Source organism: Ewingella sp. CoE-038-23 (assembly GCF_040419245.1).
In the GTDB taxonomy this organism is placed as follows: Bacteria; Pseudomonadota; Gammaproteobacteria; order Enterobacterales; family Enterobacteriaceae; genus Ewingella; species Ewingella allii.
In genome coordinates this window covers 2,496,515-2,518,124 of record NZ_JAZHOH010000001.1, presented here as the reverse complement: position 1 = coordinate 2,518,124, position 21,610 = coordinate 2,496,515, and the positions used below count along the sequence as shown (strand labels likewise).

General features: G+C 54.5%; 22 protein-coding genes. 10 read left to right on the top strand and 12 right to left on the bottom strand.

Annotated elements, in window-relative coordinates; all coding sequences use genetic code 11:
- Nucleotides 1-44 precede the first annotated feature (44 nt).
- Both V2154_RS11795 and V2154_RS11790 read right to left on the bottom strand, forming a co-directional pair.
- Nucleotides 45-1,136 (bottom strand): alkene reductase, encoded by a 1,092-nt coding sequence (locus V2154_RS11795; RefSeq protein WP_353502409.1) that lies wholly within the window; start codon nucleotides 1,134-1,136, stop codon nucleotides 45-47.
- A gap of 137 nt (nucleotides 1,137-1,273) precedes the next feature.
- Entirely contained in the window at nucleotides 1,274-1,882 is a 609-nt protein-coding gene (locus tag V2154_RS11790) for a TetR/AcrR family transcriptional regulator (protein ID WP_353502408.1), read from the bottom strand.
- A 168-nt stretch (nucleotides 1,883-2,050) separates the two neighbouring features.
- Here V2154_RS11790 and V2154_RS11785 point away from each other — a divergent pair, with 168 nt between their 5' ends.
- Nucleotides 2,051-2,293 carry a DUF1289 domain-containing protein gene (locus V2154_RS11785; RefSeq protein WP_034791122.1) on the top strand — a complete coding sequence of 81 codons (243 nt, stop codon included), beginning with the start codon at nucleotides 2,051-2,053 and terminating at the stop codon, nucleotides 2,291-2,293.
- A gap of 130 nt (nucleotides 2,294-2,423) precedes the next feature.
- Complete coding sequence (locus tag V2154_RS11780; protein WP_353502407.1) at nucleotides 2,424-3,320, top strand: aldo/keto reductase; 897 nt, start codon at nucleotides 2,424-2,426, stop codon at nucleotides 3,318-3,320.
- Between the two features lie 57 nt (nucleotides 3,321-3,377).
- On the opposite strand, the gene V2154_RS11775 is transcribed toward V2154_RS11780, so the two are convergent.
- The 3 genes from V2154_RS11775 to V2154_RS11765 are packed head-to-tail and all read right to left on the bottom strand — an operon-like array spanning nucleotide 3,378 to nucleotide 6,538.
- Nucleotides 3,378-5,429, bottom strand: a complete 2,052-nt coding sequence (locus V2154_RS11775; RefSeq protein ID WP_353502406.1) for an FUSC family protein — start codon at nucleotides 5,427-5,429, stop codon at nucleotides 3,378-3,380.
- A 10-nt stretch (nucleotides 5,430-5,439) separates the two neighbouring features.
- Entirely contained in the window at nucleotides 5,440-6,297 is an 858-nt protein-coding gene (locus V2154_RS11770; protein WP_353502405.1) for an efflux RND transporter periplasmic adaptor subunit, read from the bottom strand.
- Between the two features lie 4 nt (nucleotides 6,298-6,301).
- Nucleotides 6,302-6,538: a DUF1656 domain-containing protein gene (locus V2154_RS11765; RefSeq protein ID WP_034791113.1), complete on the bottom strand. Its 237-nt coding sequence runs from the start codon at nucleotides 6,536-6,538 to the stop codon at nucleotides 6,302-6,304.
- Nucleotides 6,539-6,720: 182 nt separating this feature from the next.
- Between V2154_RS11765 and slyA the strand changes: the two genes are divergently transcribed.
- Entirely contained in the window at nucleotides 6,721-7,158 is a 438-nt protein-coding gene (slyA, locus tag V2154_RS11760; RefSeq protein ID WP_353502404.1) for a transcriptional regulator SlyA, read from the top strand.
- 155 nt (nucleotides 7,159-7,313) lie between these two features.
- On the opposite strand, the gene V2154_RS11755 is transcribed toward slyA, so the two are convergent.
- Nucleotides 7,314-7,784, bottom strand: a complete 471-nt coding sequence (locus tag V2154_RS11755) for an outer membrane lipoprotein (protein ID WP_034791109.1) — start codon at nucleotides 7,782-7,784, stop codon at nucleotides 7,314-7,316.
- Nucleotides 7,785-8,225: 441 nt separating this feature from the next.
- Here V2154_RS11755 and anmK point away from each other — a divergent pair, with 441 nt between their 5' ends.
- From anmK to pdxY, 5 genes are all read left to right on the top strand, one after another.
- Nucleotides 8,226-9,347 carry an anhydro-N-acetylmuramic acid kinase gene (gene anmK / locus V2154_RS11750; RefSeq protein ID WP_353502403.1) on the top strand — a complete coding sequence of 374 codons (1,122 nt, stop codon included), beginning with the start codon at nucleotides 8,226-8,228 and terminating at the stop codon, nucleotides 9,345-9,347.
- Between the two features lie 112 nt (nucleotides 9,348-9,459).
- Entirely contained in the window at nucleotides 9,460-9,768 is a 309-nt protein-coding gene (locus tag V2154_RS11745) for an MliC family protein (RefSeq protein ID WP_353502402.1), read from the top strand.
- 99 nt (nucleotides 9,769-9,867) lie between these two features.
- The gene (pdxH, locus tag V2154_RS11740) at nucleotides 9,868-10,545 is read left to right on the top strand and encodes a pyridoxamine 5'-phosphate oxidase (protein WP_353502401.1); all 678 of its coding nucleotides are present in this window, start codon (nucleotides 9,868-9,870) and stop codon (nucleotides 10,543-10,545) included.
- Between the two features lie 152 nt (nucleotides 10,546-10,697).
- The gene (tyrS, locus tag V2154_RS11735; RefSeq protein ID WP_353502400.1) at nucleotides 10,698-11,972 is read left to right on the top strand and encodes a tyrosine--tRNA ligase; all 1,275 of its coding nucleotides are present in this window, start codon (nucleotides 10,698-10,700) and stop codon (nucleotides 11,970-11,972) included.
- A 111-nt stretch (nucleotides 11,973-12,083) separates the two neighbouring features.
- Nucleotides 12,084-12,944 (top strand): pyridoxal kinase PdxY, encoded by an 861-nt coding sequence (pdxY, locus tag V2154_RS11730; protein ID WP_353502399.1) that lies wholly within the window; start codon nucleotides 12,084-12,086, stop codon nucleotides 12,942-12,944.
- A gap of 87 nt (nucleotides 12,945-13,031) precedes the next feature.
- Here the strand turns inward: pdxY and gstA are convergent, their stop codons facing one another.
- From gstA to V2154_RS11705, 5 genes are all read right to left on the bottom strand, one after another.
- The gene (gstA, locus tag V2154_RS11725) at nucleotides 13,032-13,637 is read right to left on the bottom strand and encodes a glutathione transferase GstA (RefSeq protein ID WP_353502398.1); all 606 of its coding nucleotides are present in this window, start codon (nucleotides 13,635-13,637) and stop codon (nucleotides 13,032-13,034) included.
- Between the two features lie 137 nt (nucleotides 13,638-13,774).
- Entirely contained in the window at nucleotides 13,775-14,641 is an 867-nt protein-coding gene (gene dapA / locus V2154_RS11720; protein ID WP_353502397.1) for a 4-hydroxy-tetrahydrodipicolinate synthase, read from the bottom strand.
- Between the two features lie 112 nt (nucleotides 14,642-14,753).
- On the bottom strand, nucleotides 14,754-16,427 hold the full coding sequence (locus V2154_RS11715; protein WP_353502396.1) for a sensor domain-containing protein: 1,674 nt from the start codon (nucleotides 16,425-16,427) through the stop codon (nucleotides 14,754-14,756).
- Between the two features lie 215 nt (nucleotides 16,428-16,642).
- Complete coding sequence (locus V2154_RS11710; RefSeq protein ID WP_353502395.1) at nucleotides 16,643-16,906, bottom strand: hypothetical protein; 264 nt, start codon at nucleotides 16,904-16,906, stop codon at nucleotides 16,643-16,645.
- 119 nt (nucleotides 16,907-17,025) lie between these two features.
- The gene (locus V2154_RS11705) at nucleotides 17,026-17,973 is read right to left on the bottom strand and encodes a LysR substrate-binding domain-containing protein (protein WP_353502394.1); all 948 of its coding nucleotides are present in this window, start codon (nucleotides 17,971-17,973) and stop codon (nucleotides 17,026-17,028) included.
- A gap of 74 nt (nucleotides 17,974-18,047) precedes the next feature.
- Between V2154_RS11705 and V2154_RS11700 the strand changes: the two genes are divergently transcribed.
- Nucleotides 18,048-18,950, top strand: coding sequence for an MBL fold metallo-hydrolase (locus V2154_RS11700; RefSeq protein ID WP_353502393.1), 903 nt, complete (start codon nucleotides 18,048-18,050; stop codon nucleotides 18,948-18,950).
- A 17-nt stretch (nucleotides 18,951-18,967) separates the two neighbouring features.
- Nucleotides 18,968-19,954, top strand: a complete 987-nt coding sequence (locus V2154_RS11695; RefSeq protein ID WP_353502392.1) for an alpha/beta hydrolase — start codon at nucleotides 18,968-18,970, stop codon at nucleotides 19,952-19,954.
- Between the two features lie 68 nt (nucleotides 19,955-20,022).
- Here V2154_RS11695 and dtpA read toward each other — a convergent pair whose 3' ends face one another.
- Nucleotides 20,023-21,540 carry a dipeptide/tripeptide permease DtpA gene (dtpA, locus tag V2154_RS11690; protein WP_353502391.1) on the bottom strand — a complete coding sequence of 506 codons (1,518 nt, stop codon included), beginning with the start codon at nucleotides 21,538-21,540 and terminating at the stop codon, nucleotides 20,023-20,025.
- Nucleotides 21,541-21,610 lie beyond the last annotated feature (70 nt).

Genomic DNA, 21,610 nt, shown 5'->3' with positions numbered 1-21,610 from the left:
ACCAACCCGTTAGTTACTCTTCGTTTTATACGGACTCGCCGTTTTTATAAAGTCGGGTAGTCGGTGTAACCCTGAGCGCCGCCGCCGTAGAAAGTCTCTGGCTGTGGTTCGTTCAGTGGTGCATGGCTTCTCAGACGTTCAACCAAGTCTGGGTTTGCAATGTAGCTGCGGCCAAACGCCACGGCGTCAATGAAACCTTTTTCAATCAGGTCTTCGCCTTTCTCTGCGGTGTAAGCACCCGCGCCGACAATCACGCCTTTATAGTGGGCGCGGATCGCTGCACGGAACTCGTCAGAGTAAGGCTTGCCGCCTGCCCAGTCTGGTTCAGAAATGTGCAGGTATGCCAGATTGCGTTTGTTTAGCTCATCGAGCAGGTACAGCGCGGCTTGTTCTTGATCTTCGCCATTGTCCAGACCGTTGAACGGGCCGAGTGGAGAAATACGAATACCCACGCGCTCTGCGCCAATCTCTTGGATAGCGGCATCAACCACTTCCAGCGTCAGGCGGGTGCGGTTTTCGATGCTGCCGCCGTACTGGTCGGTACGGTTGTTAGAAGCCGGAGACATGAACTGGTGCAACAGGTAGCCGTGCGCGGCGTGCAGTTCGATGTAGTCGAAATCTGCCTCACGAGAGCAGGCCGCAGCGTGGCGGAAGTCATTGATGATGCCTGGGATCTCGCTCAGTTCCAGCGCTCGTGGCGTCGGGGTGTCAACGCGAACGGCGTTGCCCTGTGCATCACGCAGGCTGGTACGGGTGTTGGCATTGATAGCCGAGGCCGACACCGGGGTTTGGTTCTCTGGCTGCACATCGTTGTGCGAAATACGGCCGGTGTGCCACAATTGAACGGCGATATGGCCGCCTTTAGCATGCACGCCAGCCACGATTTTTTTCCATGCAGCAGTCTGCTCTGGGGTATGCAGGCCCGGTGCGCCAGCATAGCCTTTCGCCTGGAATGAAACCTGAGTCGCTTCAGTGATGATCAAACCTGAAGTGTGGCGTTGGCCATAATATTCACCCATCAGTGGGGTAGGGATATCACCCGGCTCAATGCTACGCAGACGAGTCAGTGGAGCCATGAATACGCGATTCGGTAAGGTTTTATTTCCGACAACAATCGGGGTAAAAAGCTTGGTCATTTTCTAAAACTCCTCAGTAATAGACTGGTCGGTCTGATTCATATCTTAAAAAAGAGGTCAAAAGTTCGACCTGATTAAGTTTTCTGCGCGGCAACTCACCGCGCCGTTGACGCATTACCCTGACTGTCTTAAGACAATCAGGACTTATTCGGAACCTGCAAAAACGTTTCTATCGTTTCTACCGCAGTAGCCAGCGGGGTGACAGAGCGTTTGATCTTAGCCAGCAATGACGCACCCAGCCACATAGAGTAGAGCGCTGACGCCGTGGCTGCCGGGGAGAACGGCACCTGAAGCGACCCTTCGGCAATGCCTTTTTCCACCGCATCTTTTAAGCGACCTACCACCCGAATGGTGCCTTGTTCAAGGGCATGGCGCATAGGCTCTGACAGGTCACTGACCTCTGCCGAAAGCTTCACCGCCAGACAGGCATTGTGATTCTCGCTGGCGCAGAAGTTGGTAATAGTCTGCGCGTAATAGTTCAGCAGATGTTGACGCTGATTCCCCTGCGGCGCGCTGAACATAGCCAGCAGATGCGCATCATAACTGTCGTAATAACGCTGAATCATTGCCTCACCAAAGGCCTCTTTCGAGCGGAAATGGTGATAGAACGAGCCTTTAGGCACGTCGGCCTTTTTCAGCAGTTCAGTCAGCCCCATGCCGTTAAAGCCCAGTCGTAAACTGAGTTCCTGGCCGGTTGCCAACAAATGTTCGCGTGTATCGCAATGTGGATGTGTCATCTTGTTCATGCTTCTGAGAGTATTAGACCGATCAGTCTAGGTCAATGTTAAATGTGGAGTAGAGCACATTTTGACACGTTGGCGCGACGCCGGGCAATCCGGCGACGTGTAAATGGGGGTTGCGGGAAAGCGTTAAAGCGTCTTCAATAAGAGTTCAATGCTCGATAGGGAGTCGCTGTGGCTCAACAGTTAGAGTTTTTTGACATTCCCAGCCCGTGCCGTGGTATCTGCCAGGCAGATAATCGCGGCTTCTGCCGTGGTTGCCTGCGCAGTCGCGAAGAGCGTTTTGGCTGGATGACCATGACGGACACTGAAAAGCGCCACGTGCTGCGCCTGTGTCATCAGCGCCTGTTGCGTTTGCAGCGCGCCGCCAAGAAACCCGATGACGACGCCCAGCCCGAACAACCCACTCTTTTTTAATTTTTAGCACCAGCTCACCTTTCAACTTGCTCACATGGCGGAGATCAATACAGGCCGCTGGCAATTCTGTATGCTTAAACTATTCAGTCTTCAACTAATAACTCAATAACCTATCGATAGAGGTAATAACATGGATCCTCGTACCTTACTCTCCACCCAAGGCCCGGAATTCTCGCGCATGATTAGCGGGTACTGGCGTCTGATGGAGTGGAATATGACCCCGCAACAGCTACTGAGCTTCATTGAACAGCACGTTGAGCTGGGCATCACCACGGCGGACCACGCGGATATTTATGGCGGCTATGCCTGTGAAGCGGCTTTTGGCGAGGCAATGCGCCTCAAGCCCGCGCTGCGTGAAAAGATGGAGCTGGTGAGCAAATGCGGTATCGCCACCAAGGCGGACCCGGCGAATAAAATCGGCCACTACATCACCGACAGCCAATACATTATTGAGCGCGCCGAGAAGTCGCTGACCAATCTGCACACCGACCGTCTGGACCTGTTGCTGATCCACCGCCCGGACCCGTTAATGGATGCCGACGAAGTAGCAGAAGCCTTCACCAGCTTGCACAAAAGCGGCAAGGTGAAGCATTTCGGCGTGTCGAACTTCACCCCGGCGCAGTTCACCCTGTTGCAGTCACGCCTGCCGTTCGCGCTAGTGACCAATCAGCTTGAGATCTCCCCAATCCATCAGCCAGCCATTCTCGACGGCTCTTTAGATCTTTGCCAACAGTTGCGCATCAAGCCAATGGCGTGGTCCTGTCTGGGCGGCGGCCGTCTGTTTAGCGACGCTGAGTTCCAACCGCTGCGCGATGAGCTGCAACAGGTTGCCGAAGAGATTGGCGCGGACAGTATTGAGCAGGTGGTCTATGCGTGGGTGCTGCGCCTGCCGTCTCAGCCGCTGCCAATTATTGGCTCTGGCAAAATCGACCGCGTGAAGTCGGCGTGGAAGTCATTGTCCTTGGAGATGACGCGCCAGCAGTGGTTCCGTATTCGCAAGGCGGCTTTGGGCTACGATGTACCTTAATTAATGCTTTTCCTTGGCGCTGTAGCGGCGTTTTGCCACAGCGCCATTGCCTCTGAGTTATGCCTGTGTCGGCTGTGGACTATTATTCTTAGCCGCCACTTCTTCGATAGAAATCGCCTGCTGTAGCTGTGACAGCGAGCAATACAATCGCCAAATAATCCCCGCCAGTTCCCGCGCTGATTCATCAGGATGATGCGCCAAGGATTCGCTAATCCGTGATAACTCCGCCAAACTTGAATCCAGCACCGTATGGCTGACGCCGCGTTCGGTCATAATGCCTTTCAGGCAGTGAATGCAGACATCCCGCACCGCAGAGAGCGGATCCGAGCGAATCTCCCACTCGCGCAGCTGCCAGACGATATGGCTGCAATTGAGCAGCACCACGCCCCAGCGCAGCAGCCAAGTCCGCGAAACCTGATCTTTACTTTGATTGAGCTGGTTGATGCGATGATAAATCAGCGATTCAAACTGCAAATGGCTCAGCTGCGGCTTGCGACTTAGCTGGTCGATGAAGTCCCGGCGCAGGGCGCGGATAATGCGCCGACTTTTGCGTTTATCCGAGCTTGGTCGCAGCACTTGGAAAGCCACGCCTGCCAGCATTACGCCGACGATTCGGCCAATCCCATCATTGATAAACGCGCCGTAGTCATAGCTCGGTGGGTTAGTCACCGCCAAAAAAGAACCGCTGAACACCAGCAGTTGCCCCCACAGCCCGGCGTACTTTTTGTACTGCAATTTCATCATCTGCATGGTGACTAAAATCGGTAGCAAAAAGGCGCAGAACACCCAGAAGTCATTCAGCTGGATCATCAACCCGAACTTAAGAATGAAGCAGCCGACAAACAGCAACAGCAGAGATTTAATCAGCAAAGTAATGCTGCTAATTGGCGATGCGGTGGAGGAGTAGAGCACGCAGCTGACGGCGGTCAGTGCCACCGCCGAGGTGCCGGAGCTCCACTGGGTGCTCATCCAGAACGCACAGGCAATCACGATACACAGGAAGGTGCGCAGGCCGTTATAAGCCGCCTCGTAGGTGTCGGTGTGCTCGGTGAGGCGGCTGGCGCGCGGCGGCTGCAAGAACTCCACCTGCGCCGCGTTGGTGTTTTCCACCCGACGCAGCCAGCGCTCGTTATGCAGATAGAGCCAGCAGAAGTCGCGCAGCCTTTTCCAAAACGCCTGATAACGGTAATCGGAGGTGTCGTGCGGCTTGATTTGGCTGAGGATGCGGGCAATTTGGTATTTGTTGCTTTCCGGATCGCGCAGCGCCTCAATCAAGGTTTCCAGCGTTTCATAAAGATGTTCGGGAGGCTGCGGCCAGTTGAGCAACATGCGGCGCAGGCTGGAGATGTAACTGGTCATGCGCAGCTGCTGGTGGAGCAGGTAGTTGAGCAGATTATTTTGCCGACGCAGCCGGTAGTGGCTCCAAACCGCCTGAATACGCAGCAAATTCATGGTGAGGATCTGGCCAATTACGCCCTCGTGCGAGGTGCGAATTTGCTCGGTGATATCTGGCCGCCACAGCAGTTTGGCGTGATCCAGCAACTGGGCATGCATCTTGCGCAGCGAAGTGAGCAGGGCGTCGCCGTCGGAGGTGCTCGGCAGGATCATCATCATAAAGCCGCCGCACAGGATGCCGGTGATCACTTCACACACGCGGGCCTGGGCGATGTCGAAAATTTTGCCAGTGTCAGTCACGTTAACGGTGGAAAACGCGATGATGGCGGCGGTGTAGCCAGCTAGAGCGAAGGCGTAGGAGACGTTGTTTTGATAGTGGTTGGAAACGTAGGTGCACAGCCCCAGCCACGCGGCGATGGCAAAGGTGAATAACCAAGGTTCATTCAGGCAGTGTCCGGCAATCAGCACCGAGGCCAACGCGCCGAGCAGGCTGCCAATCACCCGGCCAATGCTCTTACTAATAACGCCGCCCACGGTGGGGAAGCTCACCACGGCGGCGGAGGTCAGCGCCCAGTAAGGGTCATCCAACTGCAACACGAAGGCGATGTACAGCGACAGGCACATGGCGATCGAATTGCGCAGAGCGTAGCGCCACTGGCCGCCGGTGGCTTTGCCCCAAGGTGTGTTTTTCCATTCAAGCCAAGAGAGATTCACGTCACCGGCCCTAGTCGTGCACGGAAATAGTGGCGGTGGTTCCGGCGACTAACACCACGTTGGCGGGCACATTGAGCAGCTTAATGCGCACCGGCACGCGCTGGGCCAGCCTGACCCAAGGCACGTTGGGTTTCACATTCATCAGCAAGTCGGCAGACGGGTCGACGCTCTGGTCATAGATGGCGCGCCCAATGCTTTCGACCTCCCCCTGCAACGGAATATCGCCGTTATAGAGAGTGATATTCGCCCGGCTGCCTTCTTTGATATGGCGCAGCTTGGTCTCTTCGAAATAGCCCAAAATATAGAAGGAGTGGGTATCAACCAGCCCCACCAGCGGCGTGCCGGTAGTGGCGTAGTTGCCACGGCGGGTTTGCAGATTGGTGATATAGCCGTCTGTTGGCGCAAAGATCTTGGTTTTGCTCAGATTCCACTGGGCTTGCTCAAGAGAGGCCTGCGCGGCTTCATACTGGGCTTTCATCGCCTTGGCGGCGATATTGGACTCATCCAGCGTTTCGGCTGAGACAATCCCGGCACCCAGCCCACGGCGGCGCTGCGCTTCATGATTGGCTTTATCAAGGTCGGCGGAGGCTTTGGCCAGCGCGGCCTGCGCGTTATCCAGCGCTATCTGGAAAGGCTGTGGGTCGAGCGTAAACAGCAGGTCACCGCTCTTAACCAGCTGATTATCATGCACATTGATGCCAATAATTCGGCCGGAGACTTCTGGTGTGATGTCTACTAACTCGGCGCGCACCTTGCCGTCGCGGGTCCACGGCGACTGCATGTAGTAATTCCACATCCACCAACCCGCGCATAAAGCGACCGCAAAGACCAACACCGTGGAGAAATATTTAAGCGTTTTAAATTTCATTTTCTTACTCGTTGATCAGCAGTAGCAGGGCACCACAAATAGAAATGACGAAAAGAGATAAGTCCATCAAGGTCGGATGCCACACTTCGCCGGAATAGATCCAATCGCGTAAAAGGTGGTGGATTAAAATCCAGAAAAGCAATCCCAGTAAAATGGCTTTGAAGATCGGAGGGAAATAAAGCGAAGCCCCTAAGACTAAATCCGTGAGCGGGTAGCCTGTATGAAAGATTTGCGCATCCACAATATTAATCTCTGCGGGTGATTGTGTTATAAACAAGGTCAATCAGGGAGTTGAAGCTAACTCGTTAACTGACGGTAATAAGATCCAGTATATATAGAAATGTAATTACACGATTAAAATTCCGAAAACTAGGCTAAACTCTGGGGAGTTATCTTAGCATGCTAATTATAAGGAGGGGATAATTGGAATCGAACCTTGGATCAGATCTAGCACGATTAGTTCGTGCGTGGCGCTCGTTGATAGATGAACGCTTAAAACCGCTGGAGTTGACGCAGACTCATTGGGTAACTTTGCATAATATCAACATGTTACCACCTGAACAGTCGCAGATTCAGCTGGCAAAAGCCATTGGTATTGAGCAGCCTTCTCTGGTCAGAACGCTCGACCAGTTGGAAGAAAAGCGACTGATCACCCGTCAAACGTGCGTCAGCGATCGCCGTGCAAAACGCATCAAATTGACCGAGGAAGCCTCTCCGATCATCAATGCGATGGAGTCAGTGATTGATTCAACGCGCAAAGAGATCCTCAGCGGCATGTCCCCGGCGGATATCCAGCAGCTATCGGGAATGTTGGCGCGCCTTGAACAAAACATCGCTTCTTTACAAAGTAAATCACAATAATTCGCGAATACCCGCCGTTGAATAAACGGCTTTCTGTTTTATTTTTGCATACAGCACACTCTTTTTTGGTAATGCGACGATGTTGCCAAACCAAAAAAAAAGCCGGGAGCTTTCACTCCCGGCTTTTTTATTGGGTTAACTCCGTGCCGATATTATCAGGCGCTTGGAGATACCGTCACAGTGCTGCCGCTGGTGGCTAAGCTAACACGCTGGCCCACGCTGAATTTGGTTGGGCCGACTTTCTGTACCACCTGAATGGTGCTGCCGTCGTCACGACGGATTTGCAGCTCAACACCGTTAGAACGGTTAAGCGTACTCTGTACACCCTGACCTGCTACGCCACCCAGTACCGCACCGCCGGCTGTTGCCAGGCTTTTACCTGCACCGCCACCGATGGTGTTACCCAGGAAGCCACCCAGAACCGCACCACCCAGAGCACCGATGATGTTGCTGTCATCGCCGCCTTGGATCTGTACCGCACGTGTAGACAGAATCGTGCCGTAAGAGACTTGTTGAACTTGTTTCGCCTGCGAGGATGAGTACACATCGCCAGAGGCGGTGTTGTCGCTGACACAACCAGCAAGAGTCACACCCGCAAGGGCGACAGCCAGAAAACGCTTAATCATAAATTGCTCCTGTTTAAAGTCACGTCATCGCAGCGTCATATCATATAACCAGCAATAGCGTAGATGATGCATTCCACATTTCAACATCCTGTCGAGGGTGTCGAGTCTTCTTTTTAGCGAACCAGGACTAAGGTACTTAAGACCCATAGTACATTAGGCCTCTTCAACTAATAATAAACGGTGGTTTAGGTTTTAGACAGCTTTGTCTGGGATTCGGGCCGTCGGTGAGTCAATTGCACTGTTAGTCACTTTTTATTTCCGGTTGGTTCCCAAAATAGTCTCTGATTAACAAAAAACAAATACACCAATCACATAGCGCAATAAAACCTGTTCAACTCATAGCGTTGCTAGATGAATTCTGGTTAAGTTGACGCAGTAATATTTTTATTTAAGTGAGCCGCCTTTATTGGCCTTTTCACGGGAGATTCGAGGATGTTATCTATGAAATCAGGACGCTACATTGGCGTGATGTCCGGCACCAGTCTGGATGGTGTCGACGTGGTTCTGGCCGCCATTGATGAGCGCATGGTGGCGCAGCAGGCCAGCTACTCTCATCCTATTCCTCTTGAATTGAAAAACGCCATTTTGGGTATGTGTCAGGGCCAGCAAGTGACGCTGGCGCAGGTTGGCGAACTGGATACCCGACTTGGCATGTTATTTGGCGAGGCGGTATTAGGTTTGATGAAAAAGGCCGGGATCACTGCCGAAGAGGTGACGGCGATTGGCTGTCACGGGCAGACGGTCTGGCACCAGCCCAAGGGCGACGCCACCTTCTCCATGCAACTGGGCGATAACAATCGCATTGCCGCTATGACCGGCGTGACCACCATTGGCGACTTCCGCCGCCGCGATATGGCCTTTGGCGGGCAGGGCGCGCCCTTGGTGCCCGCTTTCCATCAGGCTCTGTTAGCACACTCGACCGAGCGCCGGATGATTTTGAATATTGGCGGCATCGCCAACTTGTCCTTACTGCTGCCGGGCCAGCCAATTCGCGGCTACGACACCGGGCCGGGCAATATGCTGCTCGACGCCTGGATTTGGCGTCATCGCGCCCAGCCTTATGATAAAAACGCCGAGTGGGCCAACAGCGGCAGGGTTAACCTGACGCTGTTACAGCAGATGCTGTCGGACCCTTATTTCGCCGAGCCGGCGCCGAAAAGCACCGGGCGCGAGTACTTCAATATCGCCTGGCTGGAGAAGCAGCTCAGCAAGGTTCACGAGCTGGCTCCTGAAGACGTGCAGGCCACGCTGGCCGAGCTGACCGCCGTGAGCATCGCCGAGCAGGTGCAGCTGGCCGGAAGCTGCGACCGCCTGATGGTCTGTGGCGGCGGAGCGCGCAACCCGCTGGTGATGGCGCGCCTGTCAGCCATGCTGCCGGGTACCGAAGTCTCCACCACCGACAGCTTTGGTATCAGCGGCGATGATATGGAAGCGCTGGCCTTCGCGTGGCTGGCATTTCGCACGCTGTCGGGCAAGGCGGGCAATCTACCCTCGGTCACCGGCGCATCGCAGGAAACCGTGCTGGGGGCGATTTACCCCGTGCCCAATAAGGGGCCGCGCTAAAGCCTGCGGCTTCGCCTGAGCGATTTATGACGTTATCGGTTTAATCTCAATGTGCTACGCCGTCAGGCGTGGTACTAAACGGAGTAAATCGAGACTCATGAGGAACATCAGGATGAAAAAGGCGATTTTCGCTTTGGCGACGTTAACCTTGGCTGGCTGTAGCCAGTTTCACCATCAGCAGGAAGCCACCACCGAGCAACTGCACTACCAGTGCGGCACCACGCCGCTGACCGTCACGCTGGACAAACCGGCGCAGCAGGTCGATTTCCTGCTTGATGGCAATCAGCTTAAATTGAAACAGGTTGCCGCCGCCTCCGGCACGCGCTATAGCGACGGCCATTACACTTTCTGGTCGAAAGGGCCGCAGGCCTTTGTACAGCGCGGCGATGACATCATCCTTAACGACTGCGTACAAAAATAATCTCCGCATTCCCTCCTAACTGACGCGTTGGGTGATTGAGATCCCAACGCGTCAGGCGCAGAATAGCCCCACTACACTTTCTCGCGTACAGAACTTCATATGACTGATAATAATGAATTTGATGTGTCAGCCTCGCGGCGTGAATACACCCGTGGCGGGCTGCGTCGTGGCGATTTACCGGCCGAGCCTCTGCCGCTGTTTGAACACTGGCTGAAGCAGGCTTGTGAAGCCAAGCTCGCCGACCCTACGGCGATGGTCGTGGCGACGGTTGACGAGAACGGCCAGCCGTATCAGCGCATCGTGTTGCTCAAGCATTACGATGAAAAAGGGCTGGTGTTTTACACCAACCTCGGCAGTCGCAAGGCCCAGCAATTAGCCAACAATAGCCACATCAGCTTGCTGTTCCCCTGGCATATGCTGGACCGTCAGGTGGCGGTGATTGGCCGCGCCGAGCGTTTATCGACGCTGGAAGTGATGAAGTATTTTGCCAGCCGCCCGAAGGACAGCCAAATTGGCGCCTGGGTGTCGCAGCAGTCGACCCGCATTTCGGCCCGTGGCGTGCTGGAAAGCAAATTCCTCGAATTGAAGCAGAAGTTCAGTCAGGGTGAAGTGCCGTTGCCGAGCTTCTGGGGCGGCTTCCGCGTCAGCGTTGACTCCATGGAGTTCTGGCAGGGGGGCGAGCATCGCCTGCATGACCGCTTTATTTATCAGCGAGAACCAGCTTCAGCCCCCGGCCAGCCGGTAACTGGTTGGAAAGTAGACCGCCTCGCGCCTTAACCACGAAAAAAAATGCTAAATCCTAGCGCTCGCGTCGCGGGCGCTTTATTCTATGCCATTCCCCTGTAAAGGCGAGAGAACGGGCACATGCGCGGCATGATGTCAGGCGTGATGTTGCATCGACGTGATGCACAAAATTAATGGAGTTTTTGATGGCAAGCAGCAACTTGATTAAACAACTGCAAGAGCGGGGCCTCATTGCCCAGGTGACGGACGAACAAGCGTTAGCAGAGCGACTGGCGCAAGGGCCAATTGCACTCTATTGCGGTTTCGATCCTACCGCAGACAGCTTGCATTTGGGTCATCTGGTGCCTTTGCTTTGCCTGAAGCGCTTCCAGTTAGACGGCCACAAGCCCGTTGCGCTGGTCGGCGGTGCCACCGGTTTGATTGGTGACCCAAGCTTTAAAGCCACTGAGCGCAAGCTCAATACCAACGAAACGGTCAACGAGTGGGTGGAGAAAATCCGCCAGCAAGTGTCGCCTTTCCTGGATTTCAACTGTGGCGAAAATAGCGCGATCACTGCTAACAACTACGACTGGTTTGGCGGCATGAACGTGCTGACCTTCCTGCGTGACATCGGTAAACACTTCTCCGTTAACCAGATGATCAATAAAGAAGCGGTTAAGCAGCGTTTGAACCGTGACGACAGCGGCATCTCCTTCACCGAGTTCTCTTACAACCTGCTTCAGGGTTATGACTTTGCCGAGTTGTATAACCGCCATAAAGTGGTGCTGCAAATCGGCGGTTCCGACCAGTGGGGCAACATCACGTCAGGTATCGACCTGACCCGTCGTCTGCACCAGCAACAAGCATTCGGCCTGACCGTGCCATTGATCACCAAGTCTGACGGCACCAAGTTCGGCAAAACCGAAGGTGGCGCAGTGTGGCTGGATCCGAAGAAAACCAGTCCGTACAAATTCTACCAATTCTGGATCAACACCGCGGACGCCGACGTTTATCGCTTCCTGAAATTCTTCACCTTCCTGAGCCTTGAAGAGATCAATGCGCTGGAAGAGGAAGACAAAGCCAGCGGCAAAGCGCCACGCGCCCAGTACGTGCTGGCGGAGCAAGTCACCGGCATGGTTCATGGTGAAGAAGGTTTGGCGGCGGCTCGCCGTATCACCGAAAGCCTGTTCTCCGGCGCGCTGAACGACATGACCGAGGCTGACCTGGCTCAGTTGGAGCAAGACGGCATGCCGGTAGTGAATCTGGAAGCTGACGCCGATCTGCAACAGGCGCTGGTTGCTGCAGGCTTAGCGCCTTCTCGCGGCCAGGCTCGCACTATGATCTCTTCCAACGCCATCACCCTGAACGGCGAAAAGCAAACCGATCCTGAGTTCCGCTTCAGCGACAGTGACCGCCTGTTCGGCCGCTATGCCCTGATGCGCCGTGGTAAAAAGAACTACAGCCTGCTTATCTGGAAATAAGAGAGCAGCAGTCAGAAAAGGGGCTTTACGGCCCCTTTATCTATTCCAAAGGCCGTGTTTCAACATCTTTATATGCGCCATCCGCCGATGACGTCAGTATCGGGACCTCACATGAAAAATATCCTTTCTATCCAGTCGCATACCGTTTTTGGACACGCCGGAAACAGTGCTGCAGAATTTCCAATGCGCCGCATGGGCGCAAACGTTTGGCCTCTCAATACAGTGCAATTCTCTAACCATACCCAGTATGGCAAATGGACCGGCTGCGTGATGCCAGCCAGCCATCTCACTGAAATTGCTCAGGGCATTGCCGATATCGACCGTCTGAAGGATTGCGACGCGGTGCTTAGCGGCTACATCGGTTCGCCGGAGCAGGGCCAGAGCATTTTACAGATTGTCCGTCAGGTGAAGGAAGCCAATCCCAACGCGTGGTATTTCTGCGATCCGGTGATGGGTCACCCGGAGAAAGGCTGCATCGTGGCGCCGGGCGTGGCGGAGTTCCACTGCAATCAGGCTTTGCTGAACTGCGACATTATTGCCCCAAACCTGCTCGAGCTGGAGCTGCTCAGTGGTCACGCGGTGCACAACGTCGAAGAGGCCGTTTCCTCGGCGCGCGAGCTGATTGCTAAAGGGCCGAAAATCGTGCTGGTGAAGCATCTGAGCCGCGCGGGTTATCACACCGATCGTTTCGAAATGCTGCTGGTGACCGCCGATCAGGCCTGGCACATCGACCGCCCGCTGGTGGATTTCGGCGTGCGCCAGCCGGTTGGCGTCGGTGATTTGACCAGCGGCCTGCTGCTGGTGAACCTGCTGAAAGGCGAAGCTCTGGATAAAGCCTTGGAGCACGTCACTGCCGCAGTTTATGAGGTGATGTTAGCGACCCATGCGATGGGCGAATATGAGCTTCAGGTGGTCGCAGCGCAAGACAAGATGGTCACGCCAGAGCACCATTTTGCGGCGGTAAAGCTGTAATTTCTCGCTGCGTTTAAATTGTAAAAAAGCCCCGCCAGTGCTTACTGGGCGGGGCTTTTTATTGCGTTTCGCTTAAGGCTTAGTCTATTACTTCAGGCCTTCGGCGGTCAGCGCGGCGTCAACTGCCGGACGTGCTGCAACGCGATCCAGATAGCTGTTCAAGTCAGTGAAGGCGCTCAAATCAAACTTCAGCGCTTTGGCCCAGCCCATCACGGTGAACAGGTAAGCGTCGGCCACGCTAAAGCGCGCGCCCAGCAGGAATTGCTGGCCTTGCAGCTCTTGGTTGACGTAGGCGAATTTCTTCATCAGCGCTTCGCGGGTGACGGTTTTGAATTCGTCTGGCGTTTTCGGATTGAACAGCGGGCTGAAGCCTTTATGCAACTCGGTAGCGATGTAGTTCAGCCACTCCAGCGCGTGGTAGCGCGCAATAGTGCCAAACTCTGGCAGCAGGTTGCGGTCTGGCTTCTGGTCGGCCAGATACTGCACGATAGCCACGCCTTCGGTCAGCAAGGTGCCGTCGTTCAGTTCGAGAGTTGGGATCTGGCCTTTAGGGTTGATGGCAAAAAAGTCATCGCCGTGTTCAGTTTTCTTGGTCGCCAAATCAACTTTGACGATGCTGAAATCCAGGCCGGCTTCGCGCAGAACGATATGCGGAGAAAGGGAACAAGCGCCGGGTTTGTAATAAAGTTTCATAGTGACTCCGTGAGGTTACCTTGAGTAGCATGCAGACCCGCGGCCTGAGGTGAAAAAAGGCTCAGCGCCGCGGGAAAAATAAAGCTGCCGCTATCCTAGATCTACCGCTGACAAATGTCAGTGACAGAATCGTGATGTTAGCGAGAATGCTGATTTAAGTGGTCACGGACTGCGCGTTCTACGCTTTCCGGCGCGGGCAGCAGCGGGGCGCGAAGCTCGTTGTGCATCATGCCGGAGAGGGATAACGCGTATTTTATCGCCGCCGGGTTAGGCGCGCTGAACATTAAACGAATCATCGGCAACAGCGTGAAGAAGGTTTGACGCGCGGCGGCCAGATCGGAGGATTTCACCTCTTCCACCAAACGCACGAATTCATCAGTGTACAAATGGGAAGAGGCGGCAATCGCCCCTGTGCCGCCGTGGCTGAGGGTCGCGAGGATCTGCGCGTCTTCGCCACACAGCACGTCAAGCTGGCCGTCGGCAATCAGCGACAAGGTGAGGTCCCAGCTTCCGCCGCAGTCCTTCACTGCCACAATGCGCGGGTGGGCGGCCAGTTCACGCAGGGTGGCCAGCTCGAGGTGAATTCCGGTGCGATAAGGCACGTTGTACAGCACGATTGGCACGCTGGAGTGGTTAGCCAGCTCGGTAAACCAGGCGCTGAGGGCGGCCTGTGACGGGCGAATGTAGTAAGGGGCTGGCAGTAAGACGCCGGCAACAGGGCGCTGCTGAATGGCATCCTGCATCGCTCTGACGGTCGGCAGGTGAGTGCCTGACAGGCCCATCATCACCTGATGACCCGGCACGATTTCTAACACGGTATCGAGGACTTGCAGCTGCTCGTCTTTGGTCAGCATCGGGGATTCGCCGGTCGTGCCACAAACCACAACGCCATCCACCCCCTGTTTCAGCAAATGAACACAAAGCTTGCGCAGAGCGGGGAAATCAATATCTCCCTGATGGAAAGGTGTGACTAGCGGAACCCAAATACCTGAAAACGATGGCATGATTTACTTCCTTCGACGGCGTGATTATTACCCGCGATCATGTCAGGAGATCGGGGGGCGACGCCAATTGAAAGAATTTATCGCGGGTTTTGAGTTATTTGTCAGGCTAATATCAGGATTCGTTTTGCATATTTAGTGAGCTATCCAGCAAACTGCGCAGTACCTCGATGGGCACCGGGCGAGAGAACAAATAGCCCTGAAGATGTGAGCATCCCGCTGATATTAAAAATGTTTTCTGTAGCTGATTTTCCACGCCTTCGGCAATGACGTTTAATTTCATCTTATTTCCCAATTGGGAAACGGCTGAAACAATCGCCGCAGTATCATTCACTTCTGTGACGTACTGAACAAAAGAACGGTCGATTTTCACGCTATCCACGGAAATGTCTTTCAGCAAACTGAGGCTGGAATAGCCAGTGCCGAAGTCGTCGAGAGAGATTTTCACCCCGGCTTTCCGCAGTTCAACCAGATGGGTCAGGCTGGTGCAGTTAGCATTCATCACCGAGGTTTCAGTCAGCTCCAGTTCAAGGCGGCTGGCCGGGAAATCTTCTTCTTCCAGCAGGGTCAAAATTCGGTCGGCAAAATTGCTTTCGCCCAGCTGTACGGCGGAAACGTTAATCGCCAAATTCAGCTCGCTGAGGCTCAGAATATCCTGACAGGCTTGGCGCAGAATGATTTCCCCCAGCTGGATAACCAGCCCGGTTTCCTCTGCCAGCGCAATAAACTGCACCGGAGAGACGGCCCCCAGCACGCCGTGATTCCAGCGGGCCAAGGCTTCGACGCACACCACTTTCTCATCGGAACTGCGCAAAATTGGCTGATACACGCAGGTTAAATCCCCTTGGCGAGAGAGGGATTCCGCCAGCGCTTTGACCATAATTCGCTTACTCACGCTGCTGGCATCCAGCAGTTCGGAGTAAAACGAGAACATATTTTTGCCGCGCTGCTTGGCTTCCAGCAGGGCAGTATTGCCCCGGCGCATGATTTCACCGGCGGTAATATTTTCCGCACCAAACATGACGATACCCAGCGAGAGCGTCACCATCGGGTTGGCGCGCGTCAGACTAAAGGGTTGGCGCATCATCACCAGAATCTCGAGCGCCAGATTATTGGCTTGTTCATGGGTCGGGCTATTGCGCAAAATAATAGCGAACTCATCGCCGCCGATGCGCGACACCGTGCCACTGCTGCCAAGCTCATTGCGCAGGCGCTGGCCAAACTCACACAAAATGGCGTCCCCGGCCTGATAGCCGTAGGTGTCATTGATGTAATTAAATTCATTCAAATTGAGCAGAAAAAGGGCGTAAGGCTCGGGGCGGTACATCCGCTGGGCGGCGATTTGGCTGAGATCTTCGTTCAGGGCAGTGCGGTTTGGCAGGCCGGTGAGCACGTCGTGGCGCGCTAAATAGCGAATTTGCGCCTCTGAGCTGCGCTGCAATGAAATATCCATAATAGAGGTCAAAATATAGTGGCGGCTTTCCAGCGTGACGCGGGATTTGCGCACCAATACATTGCGAATTTTGCCATTGGCATCAATTAGCATCTCTTCGCTGACGTTTTTAATGCCGCTGGTCAGCACTTCAATATCTCTCTCTCGCTGGCGCGCCGACTGATTTTCTTCGGTGAAAAAGGAGACGTCGCGGCCAATAAGATCTTCACGCCGCCGGCCAAATAACTCACAGGCTTTCTGATTAAGAAAGACCAATTTGCGCTGATCATCTTTCAAGACGGTCGCTTCGGTAAGCGCGTCGAGAACTGCCTGGCATATCGCAATATCAGTAAACATGAGTTAAAAACCCTGAACGGAAAATGAAAAGATCGTGGCGTTTAATAAGACCAACGCAAAATAAGAGTGACCTAAAAATCGTTAAGAATTCTGATTATTGCCTACATTGTTGTAGGAAGATTACGCTTGTTTTGAAATTGACTATTTCAATCAATAATCACGACTTAAGTGCGCTGGTCGGCATAATATATGGCGATATAACAACCACTTAAGTGCTATGGCTTCGGGCCATACTTTTCGTCCCACTCGCGGCGATATTTGCGCGACTGGCGGCGGCCTTTAAGCCACAAATAGGTGCAGACAATACAAACGCCTGCGGAAAAAACGATATTGCGCATATCTTGGTCATAAAAAATAACCAGCACGCAATCTAACGCCGCCACCATGGCAAACCATTTATGCATATGCGATTGGCGGCGAATTTCCGCATTAAGTCGTTTTAATTGTCGCCCTTCATCCAGGACATTCTTTTTTTCCATCACGGCTTCCTGGTATTCGTTGGGAGAAAAGATGCAACGCTGCATCCGACATGACATTGCAACTGACTTTGGCTAATTATTGCTGGGACGAGCGCAGATAGAAACGTCTCATTATCGCATTAATGTAACATGACGTCAGCGGATTCAATTCGTTGATTAACGGCCCTTATTTGCTCTCTTAACCACTCTAGCGCCGGATCGTTCTCGGCATTCACCGGCCAGACAATCGAATTTGGGAAGACTTCAAGCTGAAGCGGCACTTCACAATAGACCAGCCCGAACATGGCGCAGTAGCGGCGCGCGATGCGATTGGGCAGAGTCACCAACACTGGCGAATGCTGAGCAAAAGAGAGCAGCGCCAAAAAGTTCTGTGCCGAAAATACCGCATTCAGCGTGGCTCCCGCGCGGTTAAACGCATTCTCGACGCAGCCCATCAGGTTACCCGAAAAAGACATCAGCGCGTGAGGCTGGCTGAGGTAGTCATGCTGCGACAAAGGCGTTCCGAAGGGCATCAGCTCTGGATTGAAGCAGCAGGCCAGCTGTTCGGCGAACAACTCTTCACTACGATGCCACTGGGCCTGTTCGCCAAAGCAGCCCAGCGCCAAATCGATCTCCCCGCGCTCCAGCAGCCCGTGCAGGGTCTGCCGCCCGACATAGCTGGCGATGACCCGCACGCCGGGTGCCACCTTGCGCAAATGCGCCATCAGCTCCGGCAGCAGGTGCACTTCCAGCTCGCTGGAGAAGCCTAGCCGGAAGGTGCGCTGCTCGGTGAGTGGCGAGAATTGCTCGCTGAATGACAGAGCATCTTCTGCCTTTTGCAGCACCGAACGCACCCGGCTGGCGAGGCTTATCGCCCGCGAGGTCGGCTTCATCACTTGCCCGACGCGGACAAACAGCTCGTCATCAAACAGCATGCGCAGGGTTTTCAGGGCGTGGCTCATGGCCGGCTGTTGGATCTTCAGTCGGGCGGCGGCGCGGGTGACGTTGAGTTCTTCCATCATCGCGTCGAAAGCAATCAGCAGATTCAGGTCAAAATTGCGTAAATTGAAATGGTCGATAGTCTTCATGCTTGGTATCGATTTGAGTAATGGTTCTACTGTTTATACGATGCTTTTACTGACTCCACAAGTGAAGGTATGCAATGAAACGTTCAAACTCTGTGTTCCACGTCGGCGATTTAAAGATAACCCGCCTTGATGAGTTAACCCTGACCGGCTCGGCTCCTGAAGTATTATTTAACGGTGACTGGCAGCCCGAGGCGCTAGAACAGCACCGGGAATGGCTCAGCCCGCAAAACTTCGATTTCACCACGGGAAAGCTTATCCAGAGCACCCACGCATGGCTGGTGCAGTCGCCAAACTTTACTCTGCTGGTGGATACGGCGTCGGGCAATGATAAAGAGCGCGGGAACAAACCCATTTTTCACCATTTACAGACTGACTTTCTCGCCCAACTGGAGCGCGCGGGGGTGACGCCGGAGTCCGTCGATTATGTGCTGTTGACCCACCTGCACGTTGACCACGTGGGCTGGAACACCCGTCTGGTGGACGGCAAGTGGCAGCCGACATTCCCCAACGCCACCTATTTCTTCTCGCAGACCGAAGCTGATTTCTATGGCGATGCCGAAAGTGATAGCCCGGCGGTCGTGGATAATCGGCAGGTGTTTGCCGACAGCGTGCAGCCGATTATCGACGCCGGGCAGTTCCAGCTGGTGCCCCCGGGCGGCGGGGAAGTGCTGGCGGGCATTCGCTATACGCCCACGCCTGGCCACAGCATTGACCATATGTCGGTCAGCATCCTGTCACAGGGGGAAGATGCCTTCTTCGCCGGTGACCTGCTGCACCATCCGCTACAGGTTTACTACCCGGAGCTGAATTCAATGTACTGCGGTTTCGATGGGCCAGCGCGGGCCTCGCGCCTGTGGGCGCTGCGCCACGCGGCTGAAAATCAGGTGACGTGGTTTTCAACCCACTTCGCCGACAGCTCGGTGGGGCGCATCACCCAGCGGGGGAATGATTTCCAATGGACTTTTCTTCAAGCCTAATCACTGAGAACAACAAGATGAAATCACAACAAGACAGTCAGGCGTGGGTGGATGAGATCCACAGCGAATCCCTGATGATTGATAGCGACACGCCGGGGATTAGCCTGCACCTGCGCCACAAATATCTGCCGTCGCCAAACGCCTTTACCGCCGACAACACCCTAGTAATGGTACACGGCGCGACTTACTCCTCCGGCAGTTTGTATGACGTCAGGCTGGACGGCGTCTCCTTTATGGATGCGCTGGCGCTGCGCGGTCTGAATGTCTACGCCGTCGACGTGCGCGGCTACGGCCATTCTACCCGCCCGGCGGAAATGGACGCGCCGCCTCTCGACAACCCGCCGCTGTTTGGGACTGAAACCGGCGTGCGCGACTTAGCCAGCGCGGTGGACTGGGTGCGCAGAAAGCTGGGCTTGGAGCGAGTACAGGTGTTTGGCATGTCGTGGGGCGGCAGCGTGGCGGCGGTCTACACCAGCCAGAATAATGACAAGGTGAATCGGCTGGTGGTGCTGGCACCACAGTGGGTGAACGAAGGGGGCTCGCGGCTGGACGAAGGCGGGCAACTGGGAGCCTATCGGCGAGTGGCGGTGGGCGAGAGCAGGCCGCGCTGGGTCAACGCCGCGCCCGAGGCGCATCGCCATGACCTGATCCCAGAAGGTTGGTTTGAGGCCTGGGCAGCGGCCTCGCTGGCTGAAGATCCGCAAAGCCAGCAGACCCAACCGCCGACGCTGCGCGCGGTTAACGGCACGATTCAGGATGTGCGTGACTACTGGGGAGCGAACCGACCCTTTTATCGCCCGCAGGATATCACCCGGCCAGTGCTGCTGGTTCACGGCGAGTGGGATGCCGACGTGCCGCTGCGGCTGATGACGCCTTACTTCACCTCTTTTACCTCGTCGCCGGAAAGGCGCTGGGTGGAAATCGGCGAGGCGACGCACATGATGCTGATGGAGAAAAACCGCTGGCAGGTGTTCCGCGCGGTGGCGGATTTCTATGTGAGCTGAGGCGCAGACAATAAAAAACGCCTCCCTGGGGAGGCGTTCGTCAACCATCTGCATAAAGAGTACGTCGCTTAGCGTGCAGCCTCTAACTCGTGCTCTTTGTTATCATCTTCGCGATCCAGCGTCATGCGATGCAGTTTAGAAGCCGTCAGCAGCATCAGCAGGGCAATCACGCCGGTCGCAATACCGATTTGCATAAACACGTGGCTGTAAATCGCCAGTGAAGCGTGGCTGTCTGTGATGTCAGTCGCCGGAACGGCAGTCAGACCTGCAACATAACCGGCAATGATCGCCGCCGCTGCCGTGGTCAGGAACCAGGCACCCATGATGAAGCCCATCAGGCGCTGTGGAACCAGCTGTGCCACCATTGCCAGACCCAGACCAGAAATCATCAATTCGCCAATACTTTGCAGCGCGTAGCTCATCACCAGCCAGTTAACAGAGACGATGCCCTGATCGTTGGCCATGGTTGCGCCCCAAGGCAGCACCAAGAATGCACAGGAACAGAGCACCATACCAATCGCAAACTTGTGCGGCATTGGCATTTTGTCGCCAACTTTGGTGTAAATCGCTGCCAGAATCGGGCTGGCTACCATGATCCAGAACGGGTTCAGCGCCTGGAACTGCTCCGGCTGGAAGTTAATGCCCAGCAGGTCATGATTTACGTTGTGAATAGCGAAGAAGTTCAGAGAGGTCGGCATCTGGCTATAGAGCACGAAGAACACAATGGCTTCTAACATCAGAATGAAGGCCACAATCATTTTGCGGCGCGCAATGCCCTGCATACCAAAAGTCTCTTTGGCAAAGACAATAATGATACCCACGGACACCACTGCCAGCACCAGACGGGCAATCATTTGGTTATGCAGCAACCAGCTAGAGATAAACACCAGCGCTGCCACCCCAACCAGCACCATCAACAATTTTTTGAATTGCAGCGGTTGGAAGTCAGGTTTAGAACCCTGACGCTTAACCCATTTGCGGCAGAACATGAAGTTCAGCAGGGTGATCAACATACCGACCACACTCAGGGAGAAGGCCACGCTCCAGCCGTAAGTCGCTGCCAACCAAGGGGTCGCCAGCATAGAGAAGAAGGAGCCGATGTTCACCGACATGTAATACATGGTGAATGCGCCATCAAGACGCGGGTCATCTTTTTCGTAGCAGGTTGAAAGCAATGAGGATGGGTTTGCTTTAAACAGACCGCTACCAACGGCGATAGTCGCCATACCCAGATAGACCCAGAAGATGTCGTGCCCAGAGTAGGCAACGAATGAGTAGCCTAGCGCCAGCACGATAGCACCGAGAACAATCACACGTTTCGAGCCGAGAACTTTATCTCCTAACCAGCCACCGATAGCCACGAAACCGTAGACCAGCGCACTGAAGGAAGAGAAGAGGGTAATGGAGTCCGCTTCGCTTAGGCCAAGCATTTTGACCAGATAGACGGCCATGATCCCTTGCAGGCCGTAGTAACCAAAACGCTCCCACAACTCGATAGAGAAGATCAGGTAGAACGCCTTAGGCTGTTTAAAAGCGTTCAAACTGACGCTTTCTTCTTTGGATGTGTTTTTGTTTGCTGTTGACACTAGAACCTCGGTTTATCACTCCCTGCCCTGAACGACAGGAGACACATAAGTGGCGCGAAATAAGCACCCT